Annotated in this window: 15 protein-coding genes; 6 read left to right on the forward strand and 9 right to left on the reverse strand. The window is 63.0% G+C overall.

Going from position 1 to position 16,799, the window contains the following annotated elements:
• Positions 1–26 precede the first annotated feature (26 nt).
• Positions 27–659, reverse strand: a complete 633-nt coding sequence (locus MIC97_RS19940; protein WP_239801724.1) for an alpha/beta hydrolase — start codon at positions 657–659, stop codon at positions 27–29.
• 173 nt (positions 660–832) lie between these two features.
• On the opposite strand from MIC97_RS19940, the gene opgC reads away from it, so the two are divergent.
• On the forward strand, positions 833–2,002 hold the full coding sequence (gene opgC, locus MIC97_RS19945) for an OpgC domain-containing protein (protein ID WP_239801725.1): 1,170 nt from the start codon (positions 833–835) through the stop codon (positions 2,000–2,002).
• Positions 2,003–2,036: 34 nt separating this feature from the next.
• Here opgC and MIC97_RS19950 read toward each other — a convergent pair whose 3' ends face one another.
• The 8 genes from MIC97_RS19950 to MIC97_RS19985 all read right to left on the reverse strand — a co-directional run bounded on the left by MIC97_RS19950 (position 2,037) and on the right by MIC97_RS19985 (position 11,097).
• Entirely contained in the window at positions 2,037–3,482 is a 1,446-nt protein-coding gene (locus MIC97_RS19950; RefSeq protein ID WP_239801726.1) for a CHAD domain-containing protein, read from the reverse strand.
• 146 nt (positions 3,483–3,628) lie between these two features.
• A complete protein-coding gene (gene ppk2 / locus MIC97_RS19955; RefSeq protein WP_239801727.1) occupies positions 3,629–4,543 on the reverse strand; it encodes a polyphosphate kinase 2 in 915 nt (304 codons plus the stop codon).
• Positions 4,544–4,859: 316 nt separating this feature from the next.
• A complete protein-coding gene (locus tag MIC97_RS19960) occupies positions 4,860–5,657 on the reverse strand; it encodes an ABC transporter ATP-binding protein (protein WP_239801728.1) in 798 nt (265 codons plus the stop codon).
• Entirely contained in the window at positions 5,654–6,514 is an 861-nt protein-coding gene (locus MIC97_RS19965) for an ABC transporter ATP-binding protein (protein ID WP_183832058.1), read from the reverse strand. The genes MIC97_RS19960 and MIC97_RS19965 overlap by 4 nt, the downstream gene beginning before the upstream one ends.
• The gene (nikC, locus tag MIC97_RS19970; RefSeq protein WP_239801729.1) at positions 6,514–7,419 is read right to left on the reverse strand and encodes a nickel transporter permease; all 906 of its coding nucleotides are present in this window, start codon (positions 7,417–7,419) and stop codon (positions 6,514–6,516) included. The genes MIC97_RS19965 and nikC overlap by 1 nt, the downstream gene beginning before the upstream one ends.
• A complete protein-coding gene (locus MIC97_RS19975) occupies positions 7,419–8,483 on the reverse strand; it encodes an ABC transporter permease (RefSeq protein WP_239801730.1) in 1,065 nt (354 codons plus the stop codon). Before MIC97_RS19975 ends, nikC begins: the two co-directional genes overlap by 1 nt.
• On the reverse strand, positions 8,480–10,075 hold the full coding sequence (locus tag MIC97_RS19980) for an ABC transporter substrate-binding protein (protein WP_239801731.1): 1,596 nt from the start codon (positions 10,073–10,075) through the stop codon (positions 8,480–8,482). The genes MIC97_RS19975 and MIC97_RS19980 overlap by 4 nt, the downstream gene beginning before the upstream one ends.
• 239 nt (positions 10,076–10,314) lie before the next feature.
• Entirely contained in the window at positions 10,315–11,097 is a 783-nt protein-coding gene (locus tag MIC97_RS19985) for an IclR family transcriptional regulator (protein WP_239801732.1), read from the reverse strand.
• A 191-nt stretch (positions 11,098–11,288) separates the two neighbouring features.
• Between MIC97_RS19985 and MIC97_RS19990 the strand changes: the two genes are divergently transcribed.
• The 5 genes from MIC97_RS19990 (at position 11,289) to MIC97_RS20010 (ending at position 16,772) form a co-directional block, all read left to right on the forward strand.
• A complete protein-coding gene (locus MIC97_RS19990) occupies positions 11,289–12,662 on the forward strand; it encodes an aspartate aminotransferase family protein (RefSeq protein ID WP_239801733.1) in 1,374 nt (457 codons plus the stop codon).
• Between the two features lie 19 nt (positions 12,663–12,681).
• Entirely contained in the window at positions 12,682–14,109 is a 1,428-nt protein-coding gene (locus MIC97_RS19995; protein WP_239801734.1) for an NAD-dependent succinate-semialdehyde dehydrogenase, read from the forward strand.
• A 113-nt stretch (positions 14,110–14,222) separates the two neighbouring features.
• Positions 14,223–15,392, forward strand: a complete 1,170-nt coding sequence (locus MIC97_RS20000; protein WP_183832065.1) for a CoA transferase — start codon at positions 14,223–14,225, stop codon at positions 15,390–15,392.
• Between the two features lie 23 nt (positions 15,393–15,415).
• Complete coding sequence (locus MIC97_RS20005; RefSeq protein WP_239801735.1) at positions 15,416–16,000, forward strand: cysteine dioxygenase; 585 nt, start codon at positions 15,416–15,418, stop codon at positions 15,998–16,000.
• Positions 16,001–16,034: 34 nt separating this feature from the next.
• Positions 16,035–16,772, forward strand: coding sequence for an enoyl-CoA hydratase/isomerase family protein (locus MIC97_RS20010; protein WP_239801736.1), 738 nt, complete (start codon positions 16,035–16,037; stop codon positions 16,770–16,772).
• Positions 16,773–16,799 lie beyond the last annotated feature (27 nt).

Raw genomic sequence — 16,799 nt, forward strand, 5'->3', positions numbered from 1 at the left:
ATGCGCGACGCGCGTCCCCGCCACCGTCACGGCTCAAGCCAGCTGCGGATGAGCGCTGCGTCCGGATCGGAAAACTCATGGCCGCAGTCGACCGCATGAGCTTCGACCCGCGCGCCGGCGCGGCGCAGCTGCTGCGCCAGCGGCGCGGCATAGGGGCCGTAGGTCGCGTCCCTCTTGCCCGAAAGCACCAGCGCCGACACGGCGGAAAGATCGGCCTGGGGCGGTGCGTCCAGCACCGGCATGGCGCGCATCAGCACGGCCCGGCGGACCAGCCCCGGATGCAGGAACAGCACGCTGGACACCAGATTGGCGCCGTTGGAATAGCCCAGAAACACCGCATCGGCAGGATCGAACCCATGTTCGCGGCCCGCCTGCGCAAGGAAGCGTGCGAAAGCCTGCGCCTCGCTGCGGATGCTGTGCTGATCGAACGCGACCGGCGTGAGGCGGGCAAACCAGCGCCGGCTTTCCTCCTGCACGATGCGCCCGCGCACAGCCATCAGCCGCGCCTGCCGAAAAACCTGCGCGGCGAAGGGCACAAGCACGGTCTCGTCCGTGCCGGAGCCGTGGAGAAGAATGGCCCATGAACCATCCGGCGCGTCCGGTTCATGCAGCCGGTAGCCGAAGGCTAGCTCTTCATGAAGTTCCGAGGTTCTCGGCATGTGACGGTCCTGCGTGGGCTTCGGCGGGTTTGCCGGCTTCAAAACGAAATGTTTTCAAGGCTGTCCAAAGTTGAACGATGCCGGTCCTGTTTTAGGTCCGATTTCTCCGGTTTGTCATGGATGCCTGCAAGCAGTGTGGCATAGCGCCGTCGAACATATCGGAAGGACAGCTCATGAAGACCGGCATGACGGCGCAGAGGGATGCGCGCATAGACATGGTGCGGGCGCTGGCTTTGCTGACCATCTTCATCAACCACGTTCCCGGCAACATTCTGGAGCGCTTTACCTACAAGAATTTCGGTTTCTCGGACGCGACCGAGATCTTCATGCTGGTGTCCGGCATTTCGATCGCGCTTGCCTATGGAACGCGATTCGTGCCCGGGCAGCGCGCCACTCTGACGCTGAGAATGTGGCGACGGGCAGGCGTGCTCTATGTGTCGCATATCGTCGTCACCATGGCCGGCATCGCGCTTTTCTGCCTCGGCGCAGTGTACGCAAAGCGCCCTGAACTGCTTTCGCAGATCAATATCGGGCCGGTGATGGAGCGTACGCCGGAGGCGATGATCGGCATCATCACGCTCGGCCATCAGATCGGCTACAACAATATCCTGCCCGTCTATGCGCTGCTTTTGCTGGCGGCGCCGCTGATCATCCATGGCGCGCTGCGCTGGCCGGGCACGACGCTCGGTGCCTGCGGCGTGCTGTGGCTGGCCGCCGGCCTGTGGCAGATCGCGCCGCGCAATTATCCGGAAGCCGGCCAGTGGTTTCTCAATCCGCTGTCGTGGCAGTTTCTGTTCGCGATCGGCATCACCGGCGCGATCCATGTGCGCAGGACGGGTGCATTTCCCGTAAGTCGCTGGGGCGTTGCACTGGCAGGCGCCTATGTGATCGCGGCGCTGGCGTGGGTTCACTCGCCCCTGTGGGGTCAGGTGACATGGTTCGGCCTTTCGCCGGTCCTCGGCGGTTTCGACAAGACCTATCTGTCGCTGGCGCGCCTGCTGCATATCCTGGCGGTGACCTATCTTGTGCTTGCCCTGTGTTCGGCGGTTCGCGTGCGGTTCCGGGCCGACAATCCTCTGGCCGTCCTTGGCCGCCGTTCACTGGCGGTTTTCATCGCCGGGACCGTGCTGGCGCTGGCCGCGCAGATGCTGCGCATCGTCCATGCCGGTGGCGTCGGCTACGATCTTTGCCTGCTCGTGCTCGGCATCGCGGCCCAGTTCGGGCTGGCATATTATCTCGACTGGGTCGACAGGGTGAAAGCCGCTGCCAGAAGCGATTCCCCGGTCCGCCACAGAGCCCCGGCCCTGAGCGCAGGGCGGGTGCTTGCGGGGCATGGCGCGTAGGGACTAGCTCTTTCTTCCCGTCGATCCCGAAGAGCTACCGCCAGAAGCGCTTTGCATCGACGAAGGCATCGTGGGCTTCCGCCGCTTCGGTCAGGCCTTCCCTCCCGGCCGGGGCCAGCATGCCGGCCACCTCGTCCGGCGCGAGGTCCAGCCGTTCCAGCAGCCGGGGCAGGACGGCAAGGTCGTTCAGGGTGCCCAGCCGGTCCTGCATCACCTCCAGAGCGTCGACGAAACGCCGAAAGCGGCGCTGCTGGCGGCGGGTGTCGAACAGGGAGCCGAAGAAGCCGGCCGCATAGCGCAGCTTCTTGGCATCCTTGCGCACTTCGTGCCGCGTCTCGTCGTCAAGTTCGGCAAGGTCCCTGCCGCCCTTTTTGACCTTGCGGCGAAACCGGTCGAGCGCGGAGGCCGCGAAGTCGCGCACCGGTTGTGCGCGGATTGCCGCGGCGGCTTCCGCGGTCCGCCATCCGCCGAACGCCAGCCATTCGACAAGATCAAGCATCAGCAGCCGTGCGCGCGGTGAGTTCAGCGCCTCCATGGCCCGCTCATAAGCGCTGGTCCGCGCCACCTCGATCCGGGCGCGCAACCCGTCTTCGGCACCGCGTGCAGCCAGCACGTCGAGATCGCGGGCGTCGCCCGTACTGCCTGCCTGCCAGCGCAACTCGTCCCGCAAACGGGCGAACCGGCTATCCTCCAGCATCTCCCTGTAAATCGACAATGCCGAGCGCAGTCGGCGCAGGGCCACGCGCGCCTGATGCAGCGCTTCGGGATTGCCGGGCGACAACAGCGGCTCGTTCAGGAGGAAATGACGCAGGCAGGAAGCGGCGATCTCCTGGAAGGCATCCTCGGCGCTCATCCCTGCGTGCAGCGTCACGGCTTCGGCCTTTATCGCCCGTGGCGCCTCGGCAAGCAGCCTGTAGCCGCGCGCGGCCTTGTTGAGGACGCCCGGCCGCAGTGGCACCAGATCTCCCAGCCGCCGGGCAAGGGCAAACAGCGCGGCCGGGTTCCCCGTTTTAAGCTCAAGCTCGATCTCGCACAGCGAGGAACGGCGGTCCCCGGCCATGACCTCGCCGCGATCCAGCGCGACCTCGATCGTCGCGTCATCCTGAACGACGTTCCAGATCATGCGCCCGACATGGACTTCGAAAACCGGGCGAATGTCCTGCACCTTCGCGCCCAGCATGGAGACGAACGGCAGGGTGTCATCGAAGACCGGCAGATCATCCGTTACAGGCCGCTCCCATTCCCGGCGAACAAACATGCCTGCCGCCGGGCCTCCGGCCTTCACCGTCTGGGTACGCGTGCCGTTCGCCTCCCTGACCCTGAGCGTGAAGCCGGCCACTGCAAGGTCGTTGCGCGGCGTGTCGAAGTAGATGGCCCGCTGCCGCAGCAGGGATGCCTCCTGTGCGAACGGATTGCAGGCCAGTAAAGCGTCGGCATCGTCCGGCGTCAGTGCGAGCTTGAGTTCAGTTTCCGGCATCATGCGAGCTGCGCCTTGCTTGACTTGCAATATCGCCCGGACGACAGGCACTGTTTGCACCCTTCAGGCGGGGCTGCCGCATTATGGACAGCGCCCGGGGCAGGGCGTCAACAGGCGTCGTCCTCCCGGCCCTGACCCCGCCCCCCTGTTCAGTACTTCTGCGGAACGTAGAGTTCGCCCGGCAGCGTGGCGCGTTCATATTCGGGATTGAACACGCGCTCCGGCAGGCTGATCTCCTCGTGCGGCACCGGCTGATAGGGGATCTGGGTGAGCAGATGATCGATGCAGTTCAGCCGGGCCCGCTTCTTGTCATTGCCTTCCACGATGTACCAGGGCGCCTCGGGAATGCTGGTGCGCTCGAACATCTCTTCCTTGGCCTTGGTGTACTGTTCCCAGCGCACGCGCGACTGCAGATCCATCGGCGACAGCTTCCACTGCTTCATCGGATCGTGGATGCGCATCATGAAACGCATCTGCTGCTCTTCGTCGGTGATCGAGAACCAGTATTTGACCAGCCGGATGCCCGAGCGCAGCAACATGCGCTCGAATTCGGGAACGTCGTTGAAGAAGTCCTCGACCTGTTCCGGCGTGGCAAACCCCATCACCCGCTCGACGCCGGCCCTGTTGTACCAGGAGCGGTCGAAGAGCACGATTTCGCCGCCGGCGGGGAGGTGCGGCACATAGCGCTGGAAATACCACTGCGTCTTCTCGCGGTCGCTCGGCGCCGGCAGGGCCGCCACCCGCACGATGCGCGGGTTGAGCCGCTGGGTGATGCGCTTGATGACGCCGCCCTTTCCGGCGGAATCGCGCCCCTCGAACAGCACGACGATCTTCTCCCCGGAGTGCGATACCCAGTCCTGCAGCTTGATGAGCTCGGACTGAAGCCGGATCAGCTCCAGGAAATAGGTCTGGCGATTGAGGGAGTCGGGGTGCGCCTTCCTGTAGATCTTCGCCAGTTCGGCCGAAAGCGCCGGTTCGGACAGTTCGAGTTCGTAATCCTCGTCGAGGGCGTCCTCCATCTCGGCTCTCAGCCAGGATGCCGCGCTGCTGTTGTCGAAATCCATGAAACTCTCCAGGTCCGGATTGGAACGCGATCCGTGCGTGAAGCTCCACCCTGCGCCGGATGTCGGAATCTCGCACCTACCGTTCCGGGCCGACTATCATCAGCTGGTTACATGCATATGACGGCTGCGGCCGCCCGCATCGCTGCGAGCACGGTTCTGGATGAGGGGTGCGGCGAACATCGCTGCGGCCGCATTGCGGAGAGAAAGGCCCTCGCGGCTGCGTGAAGCGTTTCTGCTTCTCTCAGAAATGCTCTGTCTCTTTGTTCGGGCATGCATTCATGCGACGCCGGATGTCTCCATCCGGCTGCAGGATGCTCTACGCCATGTTCCGGTTTGCGGAACGCTGCTCCAGCTTCGTGGCGCGCAGCAGTTGCTGCGTGTAGGGCTGGGTGGCCTGACCGGAATAGATCTGGTCGCGCATCAGGGTTTCCACCAGCTCGCCCTTGTTGAGCACGATGACGCGGGCGCACATATGGGCGATGACCCCGAGATCGTGTCCGACAAACAGCATCGTCAGGCCGCGTTCACGGTGGAGCTTTGCAAGCAGATTCAAAACTTCGGCCTGCACCGATACGTCAAGCGCCGAAGTCGGCTCGTCGAGCAGCAGCACTTCGGGTTCGACAATGAGGGCGCGCGCAATGGCGACGCGCTGACGCTGCCCGCCTGACAGCTGATGCGGATATCGGAAGCGGAAGCCGAGCGGCAGGCCGACGGAGGCCAGGCTGGCGCGGATCTTCGCCTCGCGGTCGCCGATGCCCTGTATCGCCAGCGGCTCCTCCAGAATCCGTTCGACAGAATGGCGCGGATGCAGCGCCGCATAAGGGTCCTGAAAGACCATCTGCACACTGCGCGTGTGCCGCTTGTCTCTGGCCCTTGCGGAGGCCGGCATGCCGAGGATTTCCATCATGCCGGCGGCCGGAGCGGTTCCGGTGAGGGCTTTCAGGATCGTGCTCTTGCCGGAGCCGGATTCTCCGATGAGGCCCAGGCATTCTCCGTGTGCGACCGAGAAGCTGACATCGTTCACGACGCGTGCCGAGCCATAGGTGACGCAGAGGTTCTTCACGTCGAGCGCGTTCGCCGGCGCGTTTACAGGGACTGGACTTGCGTGTTTCATGACAGCCATGCGGGATCGCGTTTCAGGACAGGCAGGGTTTCCACCCTGTGGTCGAGCGGTGGCCGGCAGCCGATGAGGCCGCGCGTATAGGGGTGGGAAGCCTTTGCCAGTTCGGAGGCCGGCAGGGTTTCCATCACCCGGCCGGAATACATCACGACGACCCTGTCGCTGTAGGCGCTGACCAGATCGAGGTCATGGCTGATCAGAATGAGCCCCATTCCCCGTTCGACGACGAGGCTTTCGATCAGATCCAGCACTTCGGCGCGCACCGAAACGTCGAGCGCCGAAGTCGGCTCGTCGGCCACCAGCAGGTCGGGCTCGGCGGCGAGCATCATGGCGATCATGATGCGCTGGCCCATTCCGCCCGAAACCTCGTGCGGATAGAGACCGAAGACGCGCTGCGGATTATCGATGCGAACCTTGTGCAGGAGTTCCAGTGCCCGCTCGCGCGCGGCGCGGCGGGAATCTCCCAGATGCAGCCGGCAGCTTTCGACGATCTGCTGGCCGGCGGTCATGATCGGATTGAGGGATTGCTTGGGATCCTGAAGGATCATCGCCATGCGCTTGCCGCGCAGCCTGGCGAAATCCTTTTCCCTGAGGCCGCGCAGATCGTCGCCCTGAAGGCTGAGCCGGTCGGCCGTCACCTCTGCGGCTTCGGGCAGCAGGCCCATGATGGTGCGCGCCGTCAGTGACTTGCCCGAACCGCTTTCGCCGACGATGGCGAGCTTTTCGCGCCCCATGGAAAAGCTGACGCCGGCCACCGCGGCCACCGGCCCGCGACGGCCCGGAAAGCGTATCCAGAGATTTTCGACCGCGACCAGAGGTTCCGCGGCAGCAGGTGTTTCGCGGTGGCTCATCAGTTCACCCTCCGGTCGAACACATCGCGCAGACCATCGCCGAGCAGGTTGAAGCCGAGGCTGACCACGAAAATGGCGGCGCCCGGCAATGTGGCGACCCACCACTTGTCGATGAGATAGTCGCGGCCCGCCGCCACCATGGCTCCCCATTCGGCCGCCGGCGGCTGGGCGCCAAGGCCGAGGAAGCCCAGTCCGGCGGCAATCAGGATGATGCCGGCCATGTCGAGGGTCAGGCGGATGATGACGGATGGTATGCAGAAAGGGGCAATGTAGCGGATCAGGATGCGCACCACCGACGCACCCTGCAACCTTGCTGCCACCACGAATTCACGCTGCCGCAGCGAAAGGGTTTCCGCACGCGCCAGCCGCGCATAGGCCGGCCAGCCGGTGATGGCGATGGCGATGACGGCGTTTTCCAGCCCCGGCCCCAGCACCGCAACGAAAGCCAGTGCAAGGATGAGACGCGGGAACGCCATGACGACATCGGTGACGCCCATGAGAAAGCGATCCGTCGTTCCGCCGAAGTAGCCGGCCACAATGCCGATGGCCATGCCAATGGGGCCGATCAGAATGGCCACGAGCAGGACGATGGTCAGCGTGACCCGGCTGCCGGAAATGACGCGCGAGAAGATGTCCCTGCCAAGATGATCCGTACCGAACCAGTGACTGGCCGAAGGCGGCAGGAGGCGGCTGCCCAGATCGGTCGCCAGCGGATCGTATGGCACAAGCAGCGGCGCGAAGATCGCAAGGCCGACAAGAACGGCCACGATAACCAGTCCGCACACGGCAAGAGGATTGCGCACGAAGCGGTAGAACGTCTGATAGGACTGGGCGAGCCTTCCCTGCAGTCGGCTTTCGGGTGCATCGGTGGTCAGCCAGTCCAGCCATGTCGAAACGATACGCATCAACGGATCCTCGGGTCGAAGATACGATAGAGAAGATCGGCGCCTCTGTTCAGGAACACGAAGCTGATGCCGATGACGATGGTGCCTCCAACGACGGCATTCAGGTCGGCGGAAAAGAGCGCCTGCGTGATGTAGAGGCCGATTCCGGGCCATGCGAACACCGTTTCGGTCAGCACGGCACCCTCCAGCAGATAGGCGAAGGTCAGCGTGATGACGGTGATCACCTGAACGATGACATTGCCGAAAGCGTGCCTCCAGATCACCGTGGAGGCCGGAACGCCCTTGGCGCGCGCGGCCAGCACATATTCCTGCGACATCTGCTCGATCATCAGGGACCGCGTCATGCGGGCAATGAACGCCATGGAGACATATCCGAGAATGCAGGCCGGCAGGATGAGATGGGAAAATGCATTGCGGGCCGCAGCCCATTCGCCGGCCAGCAAGGCGTCCAGCAGAACGAAACCGGTTCTGCCGGGGACGCTGTACTGATAGGCAATTCCGATCCGCCCCGGCCCCTCGACCCAGCCGAGCCGCGCATAGAAGACGAGCAGTGCCACCATGCCCAGCCAGAACACCGGCAGGGAATAGCCGATCAGGGAGATGATGCGCACGAGGTGATCGCTGGCGCGCCCCCGGCGCACGGCGGCAAGCACGCCGGCCGGTACGCCGAGCGCCGCCCCGATGAGCGTAGCGGCCAGCGCCAGCTCAAGGGTCGCGGGAAAGGCCCGCAGCGTATCGGAAAGCACGTCGCGTCCGGTCATCACTGAGCGTCCGAGATCGCCGACCATCACTTGTCCGAGATAGTCGAGGAATTGCCGGTACACGGGCTGATCGAGGCCCATGGCCCGGCGGGCCTGCTCATATGCTTCGGGAGAAGCGCGGTCGCCCACCATCACCAGAACGGGATCAATCGGTACGACCCGCGCTATCAGGAACGTCACGAGCACAAGGCCGAGCAGGGTCAGCGCAAGGCTGACCGCAAACCCGAAGGTGTTTTTCGCAAACGTTCCCAGCGCCTGGTTTTGCAAAGGACCGTTCGCACCGGTGGGCGAGGCTGAACTCATTTCGTTATGCCACGGAAGACGTAGGTGTCGAAGGCAGGGCCGGAAATCCAGTTCTCGACATTGCTGCGCATGGCAACCGGCTCGGTCTGCTGGAACATGACGACGAACGGGCTGTCCGTTTGCAGGGAACGCTGGATATCGGCGTAGATCGCCTTGCGCTTTTCCGTGTCGCTTTCATGAATGGCCTTGTCTGCCAGTTCCTTCAGTTCCGGGTCGAACCAGGAATTGCGCCAGGCAGCCGTTTTGGCGGTGCCCGCATCCGAATTGTCCGGATTGCTGAGGAAGAAATCCATGGTCGAATGCGGATCGCCGTAATCCGGCGACCACACCATCAGAACAGCCTGATGGTTGCGCGCTCGATACTTGGTCAGAACCTGCCGGCGATCGGAGGCTACGACCGAAACTTTGATGCCGGCCTGCGCGAAGTTGGCCTGCAGCGCCTCGCCGATATCGCGGTATGGCGCACCGGCGAAGACGTCGAGCTCAAGGGTGAAGCCGTCAGGATAACCTGCCTCGGCCAGCAGCGCCTTCGCCTTTTCCAGATCCTGCTTGTAGGGCAGTTCCTCAAGCGCGGCGAAACCACCCTTGGCCAGAACCGACTGATGGACCCGGTACTGATGCCTGAGCATCGTTCCGCCGATCCCGTCATAGTCGACAAGCAGGCGTATCGCCTCCTGCACCTTGGGGTTCTGCAGCTCGGGCTTCTTTTCGTTCAGGCCGATATAGAGAACCGTGGCTTTCTCATCGATCTCGACCTTTACGTCCGAATTGGACGCAAGGGAATCGATCTGCTCGGCTCCCAGCGATCGCGCCATGTCGACATCGCCGCGCTCAAGCATCAGGCGCTGGGCGGTGGCTTCCGGGACATGGCGGTAGATGACGCGGTTGAGCTTCGGCTTCCCGAGATAGAAGGATTCGTTGGCCTCCAGAACGATCGCCTCGTTTGGCTGCCACGCCCGCAGCACGAATGCGCCCGCGCCGGCCGAATTCGAGCGGAGCCAGTCATATCCGAGATCGCCGTCCTTTTCGTGGGACAAGGCCACTGCCTTTTCCACCACGGAGCCGACGCCCGACGACAGAGCGTTGAGAACGAGGGTCGGGGCGAAAGCTTCGGAAATGCGCAGAACGAGCGTCCTGTCATCCTGCGCCGTCACGTTTTGCTCGACATTCTCCGGGGTCCAGCCGAACTGGGTGAGGATAAAGGCCGGGCTCTTGCCGAGCTTGACGACGCGCTGCAGCGAAAAAGCCGCATCCTGCGCCGTGACCGGGGCTCCCGAGGCGAAAGTCAGGCCATCGCGCATCCTGAACGTATAGGTCAGGCCGTCTTCGGAAATCTCCCAGCTCTCGGCCGCCCCGCCGATGACCTCGGAGAAATCCGCCTCGTTGCGCACAAGCAGGCGCAGATACACATTGTTGCTGATCTCGCCGCCGACAAACTCAAACACCTCCGCCGGATCGAAGCTCGTAACGCCGTCGATGGACGTCGCCATGACAAGCGTGTCGGGGGGTGTGTCGGCATATGAGGGGGCCATGCTTGCAAAACTCAGCATGACGACTGCCGTGGTCATGCGCAGAACCGATTTCAGTCCCATGTTTTTCCTCCCGTTGATTGTCGACAGAACAAGCCGCTTCCATGCCGGGCCGCGAATTTCGGCCCATCTCTCAGGGCCGGGGCCTCGTCCCGGCGGCGTGTCCTTCATCCCTGCCTTCGCCGGCGTCACCATGAAAGGGCAGGGTACTTAATTGTTCTAAATAATGAAACTATGTTCCACATATCGATAACATCAGCATGGCTGGCGGATGTCAACCCGACCGGTCCAAAAAAGTCACGTCATGCAGGGCGGCTCGGGACTGCTTTGCGGGCGTCGCCGCGGTAGCCTATGCTGCGGGAGATCTCATCGGCCGCGCGCATGACCATTTCGGCAAGGCTCTCGCAGCGCCCCTGTTGATTCAGATGATATTCCGGTCCCGAAACGCCGATGGCGGCAACAACCTGCGAGGACGGCCCGTAGACTGCCGTGGCTATGCCCCAGACGCTTTCGCGCCATTCGCCCCTGTTGATCGTGTAGCCGCGCTGACGGGACAGTTCCAGCTCTTCGCGCATCTGCTGAGGATCGGTGATGGTGTTGCGCGAATGAGGTTCAAGCCGGGCGAGTATCGGGGCAAGCTCCTCCTCGCTCAGATGGCACAGAAGCGCCTTGCCCGTGGCCACGCAATAGGCAGGAGCCCTGCCGCCAATGCGCGTGTAGGCGCCCACGGGCTCGGGACTGTCGATCTTGTCGATGTAGATGACCTGCCCCCCTTCAAGCAGGGAAAGGTGCACGGCCTCCCGGGCCTCGTTGGCAAGGCGGCGCAGGATGTCTGCCGCATGCGTGCGGATGTCGAGGCGCCCGACCAGTCCGGAGCCGAGTTCCCATAGCTTGAAGCTGGCGGCGTACTCCCGCGACCTGGGATCCTGACGCAGATAGCCGGCATATTCCAGGGTCTTGAGCACGCGATGCGCGTTGCTTTTGGTGATGCCGAGCGCGGCGGCGATGTCCGTGATCCGTGACGGCCCATCCGCTTCGGCCACAAATTCCAGCACCTGCAGCCCCTTGAGCAATGTTTTGTCCATTTGTTTTCAGGCCCTCTCCCGGCATGCGCATGAATTCTTGACGGCGACACTTGACATGATGTGCCGCTGGTGATCACATTCGTATCACTATTCGGTACAGAGTTCTAAATATTAGAATACATTGCTTCTCGACCGAATGAAAGAGGTTTTTCCACCGCCTGCATGAAAATGCCGTGCCCAAGGATTTCACTATGAATGCGCGCAGCAATTCCAACGCCGCCAACGATGTAGCCAGCCTGATCCATCCCTATACCAATCTGGCGCGGCACCCGGAGACGGGGCCTGTGGTGATGACCCGGGGCGACGGCGTCTATGTCGAGGATGAGCATGGCCGGCGCTACATCGAAGGCATGTCCGGCTTGTGGTGCGCCTCGCTTGGCTTCAGCGAGAAGCGGCTGGTGGAAGCTGCGACAAGGCAGCTGGAAACGCTGCCCTACTACCACCTGTTCAATCACCGCTCGGTGGAGCCGTCGATCGAGCTGGCGGAACGGCTCCTCGACATCGCGCCGGCCGGGCTCGGCAAGGTTCTCTTCGCGAACTCCGGTTCGGAGGCCAATGACCAGGCGATCAAGCTCGTCTGGTATTACAACAATGCGCGCGGCCGGCCGGAAAAGAAGAAGATCATTTCGCGGTGGCGGGGCTACCACGGCGTGACCATCGCTTCAGGAAGTCTGACCGGGCTTCCGGCCAACCATGCGGATTTCGACCTGCCGATCGCGAATATCCTGCACACCGACATGCCGAGCCATTTCCACAATGCGAAGCCGGGTGAAAGCGTGGCTGATTTCACGCGGCGCATGGTGGACAATCTCGAACAGCTCATTCTCAGGGAAGGGCCTGACACCATAGCCGCGTTCATCGCCGAGCCCGTGTGTGGATCCGGCGGCGTCATCGTTCCTCCGGAAGGCTATTTCGCCGGCATTCAGGCCGTGCTCCGCAAATATGACATCCTTTTCATCGCTGACGAAGTGATCTGCGGCTTTGGCCGCACCGGCAATATGTTCGGCTGCGATACATATGACCTGAAGCCGGACATCATGACGGTGGCCAAGGCGTTGTCGGCGTCATACCTGCCCATTTCCGCGACCATCGTCAGCGATGATATTCACGAGGCGATGATGGAGCAGAGCCGCAAGCATGGCGGCTTCGCCCATGGCGTCACCTATTCGGGACATCCGGTCTGCGCGGCCGTGGCCGTCGAAACGCTGAAGATCTACGAGGATCGCAACATTATCGGCCATGTGCAGGAGGTTTCGACGCGCTTCCTCGAACGGCTGCATGCTTTGGCGGAGCGCCCCTATATCGGCGAGGCGCGTGGTGTCGGCCTCATCGGCGCGGTTGAGCTGGTTACTGACAAGGCAAGCAGGACGCCGTTCGCGCCGGCTCTCGGCATCGGGCCCGGCATACAGGCGAAGGCGATGGAAAACGGCGTTATCGTGCGTGCCCTGCGCGATGTCATCGCGTTCTGTCCGCCGCTCATCATCGACCGTCAGCAGATCGACATGATGTTCGACGGCGTCGAGAAGGCGCTGGACGCCATGGAACCGTCGATGCAGGCGAACTGAACGGCCGGGAGTACAGCCTATGATCGAACATGGTTTGTTCATCGATGGTCGCTGGCGCGCCGGCAGCGGCGGTAATCTGATCGATGTGGTCGACCCTGCGACGGAAGCCGTCGTCGCGACGGTTCCGGTTGCCGGAATTGCCGACCTCGAAGAGGCTGTGCAGGCTGCTTCGCGGAGCTTTCCGGTGTGGGCTGCCCGCCCGGCTCCCGAGCGCGGGAAAATGCTGCGCGAGGCCGCCCGCCTCATCCGTGAGCGGCGCGATGCGATTGCGCTGCTGCTGACGGGGGAACAGGGCAAGCCGCTGCGGGAGGCCGTTGCCGAAGTCGACAATGCGGCCGACATCATGGAATGGTATGCGGAAGAAGGGCGCAGGGCCTATGGCCGCATCATTCCTGCCCGGCTGCCGGGCGTCAGCCAGCAGGTCATGTTGGAGCCCGTCGGTCCCGTCGCCGCTTTCAGCCCGTGGAATTTTCCCGTCTCTCAGGCGGTGCGCAAGATTGCGGCAGCACTGGCTGCCGGCTGTACGATCATCATCAAAGGTCCGGAGGAAGCGCCCGGTGCCGTGTGCGAGGTCGCACGCTGCCTGGCGCAGGCCGGCTTGCCCGACGGGGTTCTCAATCTGGTATTCGGAGATCCGCCGGCAATCTCGGCTCACCTGATCGCAGCGCCGGAAATCCGCAAGATCTCGTTCACCGGTTCGGTGGCGGTGGGCAAGCATCTGGCATCCCTGGCCGGCGCTCACATGAAGCGCACGACCATGGAGCTTGGCGGCCATGCGCCGGTGATCGTTTTCGATGATGCGGATGCTGTGGCCGCGGCCACCCAGCTTGCTGCGTTCAAGTACAGGAATGCGGGGCAGGTCTGTATTTCGCCGACGCGCTTCTTCGTCCAGTCGGGGTCTTACGAGGCGTTTCTCGATGCGTTCGTGCGCAAGGCGAATTCCCTGAAAGTGGGCGCCGGTGCGGACAATGCGGATATGGGCCCGCTTGCGACCAGCCGGCGCGCCGATGCGGTATCTGCACTGGTGAACGAGGCGGTAGCCGATGGCGCGACCCTTCATGCAGGCGGCCGCAAGCTGGGCAATGCCGGATATTTTTACGCGCCCACCGTGCTCGGGGATGTTCCGCAGACGAGCCGCATCATGAAGGAAGAGCCGTTCGGGCCGGTCGCTCTGATCAATCGTTTCGGGGATGATGACGAGGCCATCGGGCTTGCCAATGCTACCGTTTACGGGCTGGCCGGCTACGCGTTCACGCAATCGTCGCGGCGTGCCGCACTGGCTGCAAGGGGCGTGAAGGTCGGCATGCTGTCGATCAATCATTTCGGTCTGGGGCCTATCGAAACACCGTTTGGCGGGGTGGGCGACAGCGGCCATGGCCGCGAAGGCGGCAGCGAAGGGCTGGACGCCTATCTGGATACGAAATTCGTGAGCCAGCTGTCGGCCTGACCGGATCGACCACACATTCCGCGCAGCCCGCGAAATCGGGATGCGCAAACCACCATGCTGCCACGGCCTTACGGCGATCAGGTGCGAAGCAGAACCAATTCGGGAGAGTTCAAGTGTCGGAAACCAAGTCCAGCGCCACAGCGCCGCTAGCCGGGGTCAAGGTCGTCGAGTTCTGCCATGTCGCCGCCGGGCCTTTCTGCTCCATGCTGCTTGCCGACATGGGGGCCGACGTCATCAAGGTGGAATCGCCCGATGGTGATACAATGCGTCAATGGCCACCTCACAGCGACGGATTCAGCGAGAATTTCGCTTCCCTCAACCGCAACAAGCGTTCGATCGCTCTCGATCTCAAGAACCCTGCCGACAATGCCATTGCCGTGCGGCTGATCGGGGAGGCGGATGTCGTTGTGGAAAACAACCGGCCGGGCGCGATGCAGCGTCTGGGGCTCAGCTATGACAGGTTCGCGCAGGAGATGCCCAGCCTGATATACTGCTCCCTGTCAGCTTACGGGCAGGACGGGCCCCGTGCTGGCGAAGGCGGTTTCGATCTTACCGTGCAGGCGATGTCGGGCATCATGAGCGTGACCGGCAATGAGGGAGGCGAACCTGTCAAATGCGGCATTCCGATCTCGGACTTCGCAACCGGGCTTTATGCAGCGTTTTCCATCGCCTCACTGCTGACGCGGGTCAGGCAGGGCTGCAAGGGGGGCTATATCGACGTGTCCATGCTGGGGGCCAGCCTCGCCATAGCCGCTCTTCAAACCAGCGAATATTTCGCCAGCGGCCGGGACCCGCGCGCGCTGGGCGCTGCACATCCCCGCAATGCGCCCTATGAAGCCTTCACCGCTTCCGATGGCAGCTTCGTTCTTGCGGCCGGCAACGACCGGCTGTGGCGCAGCGTGTGCGAAGTCGTCGGCCGCCCGGACCTGTTTGAAGACGAGCGTTTTGTGACCACGATCGACCGCGCGCGGAACCAGAAGGAACTTGCCCGGATTTTGAACGGCGAGTTCGCGCGCCGTACAGTTGCCGAACTGCTGGAAGATCTGAGGCGTGCAGGGGTGCCGTGCAGTTCCATCAACAGCTATTCCCAGGCCCTGTCGGACATTCAGGTCGAGCACATGGGATGGGTCCGGGAAATGGCTCTGCCAAATGGTGTGCATACACGCACCTTTGCAAGCCCGGTGAGGATCGATGGTCAGTCGCCGCCCATTTACAAGGCGCCTCCTGCTCTCGATGAGCACGGGGAAAGCATTCGCCGGTCCCTGCTGACCCCGGCGATATGAAACGAGTTCGTGAGGAGAACAAGATGACGACCAACACCAAAAGGCTTCGGACATTCCTCTCCCAGATGAGCAGGCTGGTTGAAGAGGCCGATGGCAACGAGCCTGTCCTTCTGGAAAGGGGCAAGACCTATCTGGAAGCGCTGGTGGCGCATGATGACTGGCTCCCGGAAGAATGGGCCGCGGCCAATCCGGACCGCTACCAGCAGCACCTGCTTTACTGCGATCCGCAGGACCGCTTCTGCGTGGTCAGCTTTGTCTGGGGACCGGGGCAGCAGACGCCCATCCACAACCACACGACCTGGGGGCTGGTGGGAATGCTGCGGGGAGCGGAAATCTCGGAAGCTTACGAGATGCAGGATGGCAAGCCGGTGGCTGGTGAAACCGAACGTCTTGACCCCGGTCAGGTCGTGATGGTGTCGCCCGATGTCGGCGACATCCACAAGGTCTGGAATGCGTGCGACGATCGCGTCTCGATCAGCATTCATGTCTATGGCGGCGATATCGGAGCGATCGAGCGCAATGTGTTTCCGCCCGAAGGCGGCATGAAGTCGTTCATCTCAGGCTATTCCAACTCGGTCATGCCAAACATCTGGGGCACTCAGGCCTGAAATGCCACTGACCATCCACAAAGCAGATGTCCGCATGACGCTGACGCTTTCGCGGCCGGAACAGGGCAATGCCCTGTCGCATGATCTTGTCGAAGCTCTGCATCGCGGGCTTGATGAGGCCCTCGGCAACGGAACGAGAATGCTGGTCATCGAAGGGGAAGGGCGCAACTTCTGCACCGGCTTTGATCTTGCCGGCATCGAGGAGGCGCCCGATGCTGACCTGCTGATGCGCTTCATCAGGATCGAGCAGCTTCTGGCGCGCCTGTGGTCGGCGCCCTTCGCCACGCTGGCAATCGCCGGAGGCCGCTGCTTTGGCGCCGGAGCGGATCTTTTCGCCGCCTGTTCCACGCGGCTTGCGCTTCCCGATGCGTCCTTCAGCTTTCCGGGGGCTGCCTTCGGGCTCGTTCTGGGAACCCGCCGGCTGGCGGCGCGGATCGGGGAAGACGAAGCACTTTCAATCATTGCCTCCGGTGAGACTGTCGATGCAGAGAAGGCGCTGGAAACCGGGCTTGCGACCGGCCACGTGACGGAAACCGGGCTGGAAATGATGGTGGAGAAGGCCACGGCCGCCGCTGTCCGGCTCGATCCCCAAACCTTCGCCGCAATTCGCTGTGCGGCAGGCGATGACCCGGCCCTTCTCGACCGGGATCTGGCGGCGCTGGTGCGCTCCGCGGTGCGGCCCGGTCTGGCGCAGCGTATCCGCGACTATCGCGCAGCCATGAAACGCAGACACATGCAGGATAAGTCCGCACGGCCTTCGTCCGCTCATTGAAACAAGCCAAGCATACGGAGCAAACAG

The organism is Aquamicrobium sp. NLF2-7 (assembly GCF_022359935.1).
Classification (GTDB): domain Bacteria; phylum Pseudomonadota; class Alphaproteobacteria; order Rhizobiales; family Rhizobiaceae; genus Mesorhizobium; species Mesorhizobium lusatiense.

Bases quoted from the DNA above. Each gene is read 5' to 3' on its own strand.
- MIC97_RS19940 (WP_239801724.1), bottom strand. From the start codon at position 659: ATGCCGAGAACCTCGGAACTTCATGAAGAGCTAGCCTTCGGCTACCGG.
- opgC (WP_239801725.1), top strand. From the start codon at position 833: ATGAAGACCGGCATGACGGCGCAGAGGGATGCGCGCATAGACATGGTG.
- MIC97_RS19950 (WP_239801726.1), bottom strand. From the start codon at position 3,482: ATGATGCCGGAAACTGAACTCAAGCTCGCACTGACGCCGGACGATGCC.
- ppk2 (WP_239801727.1), bottom strand. From the start codon at position 4,543: ATGGATTTCGACAACAGCAGCGCGGCATCCTGGCTGAGAGCCGAGATG.
- MIC97_RS19960 (WP_239801728.1), bottom strand. From the start codon at position 5,657: ATGAAACACGCAAGTCCAGTCCCTGTAAACGCGCCGGCGAACGCGCTC.
- MIC97_RS19965 (WP_183832058.1), bottom strand. From the start codon at position 6,514: ATGAGCCACCGCGAAACACCTGCTGCCGCGGAACCTCTGGTCGCGGTC.
- nikC (WP_239801729.1), bottom strand. From the start codon at position 7,419: ATGCGTATCGTTTCGACATGGCTGGACTGGCTGACCACCGATGCACCC.
- MIC97_RS19975 (WP_239801730.1), bottom strand. From the start codon at position 8,483: ATGAGTTCAGCCTCGCCCACCGGTGCGAACGGTCCTTTGCAAAACCAG.
- MIC97_RS19980 (WP_239801731.1), bottom strand. From the start codon at position 10,075: ATGGGACTGAAATCGGTTCTGCGCATGACCACGGCAGTCGTCATGCTG.
- MIC97_RS19985 (WP_239801732.1), bottom strand. From the start codon at position 11,097: ATGGACAAAACATTGCTCAAGGGGCTGCAGGTGCTGGAATTTGTGGCC.
- MIC97_RS19990 (WP_239801733.1), top strand. From the start codon at position 11,289: ATGAATGCGCGCAGCAATTCCAACGCCGCCAACGATGTAGCCAGCCTG.
- MIC97_RS19995 (WP_239801734.1), top strand. From the start codon at position 12,682: ATGATCGAACATGGTTTGTTCATCGATGGTCGCTGGCGCGCCGGCAGC.
- MIC97_RS20005 (WP_239801735.1), top strand. From the start codon at position 15,416: ATGACGACCAACACCAAAAGGCTTCGGACATTCCTCTCCCAGATGAGC.
- MIC97_RS20010 (WP_239801736.1), top strand. From the start codon at position 16,035: ATGACGCTGACGCTTTCGCGGCCGGAACAGGGCAATGCCCTGTCGCAT.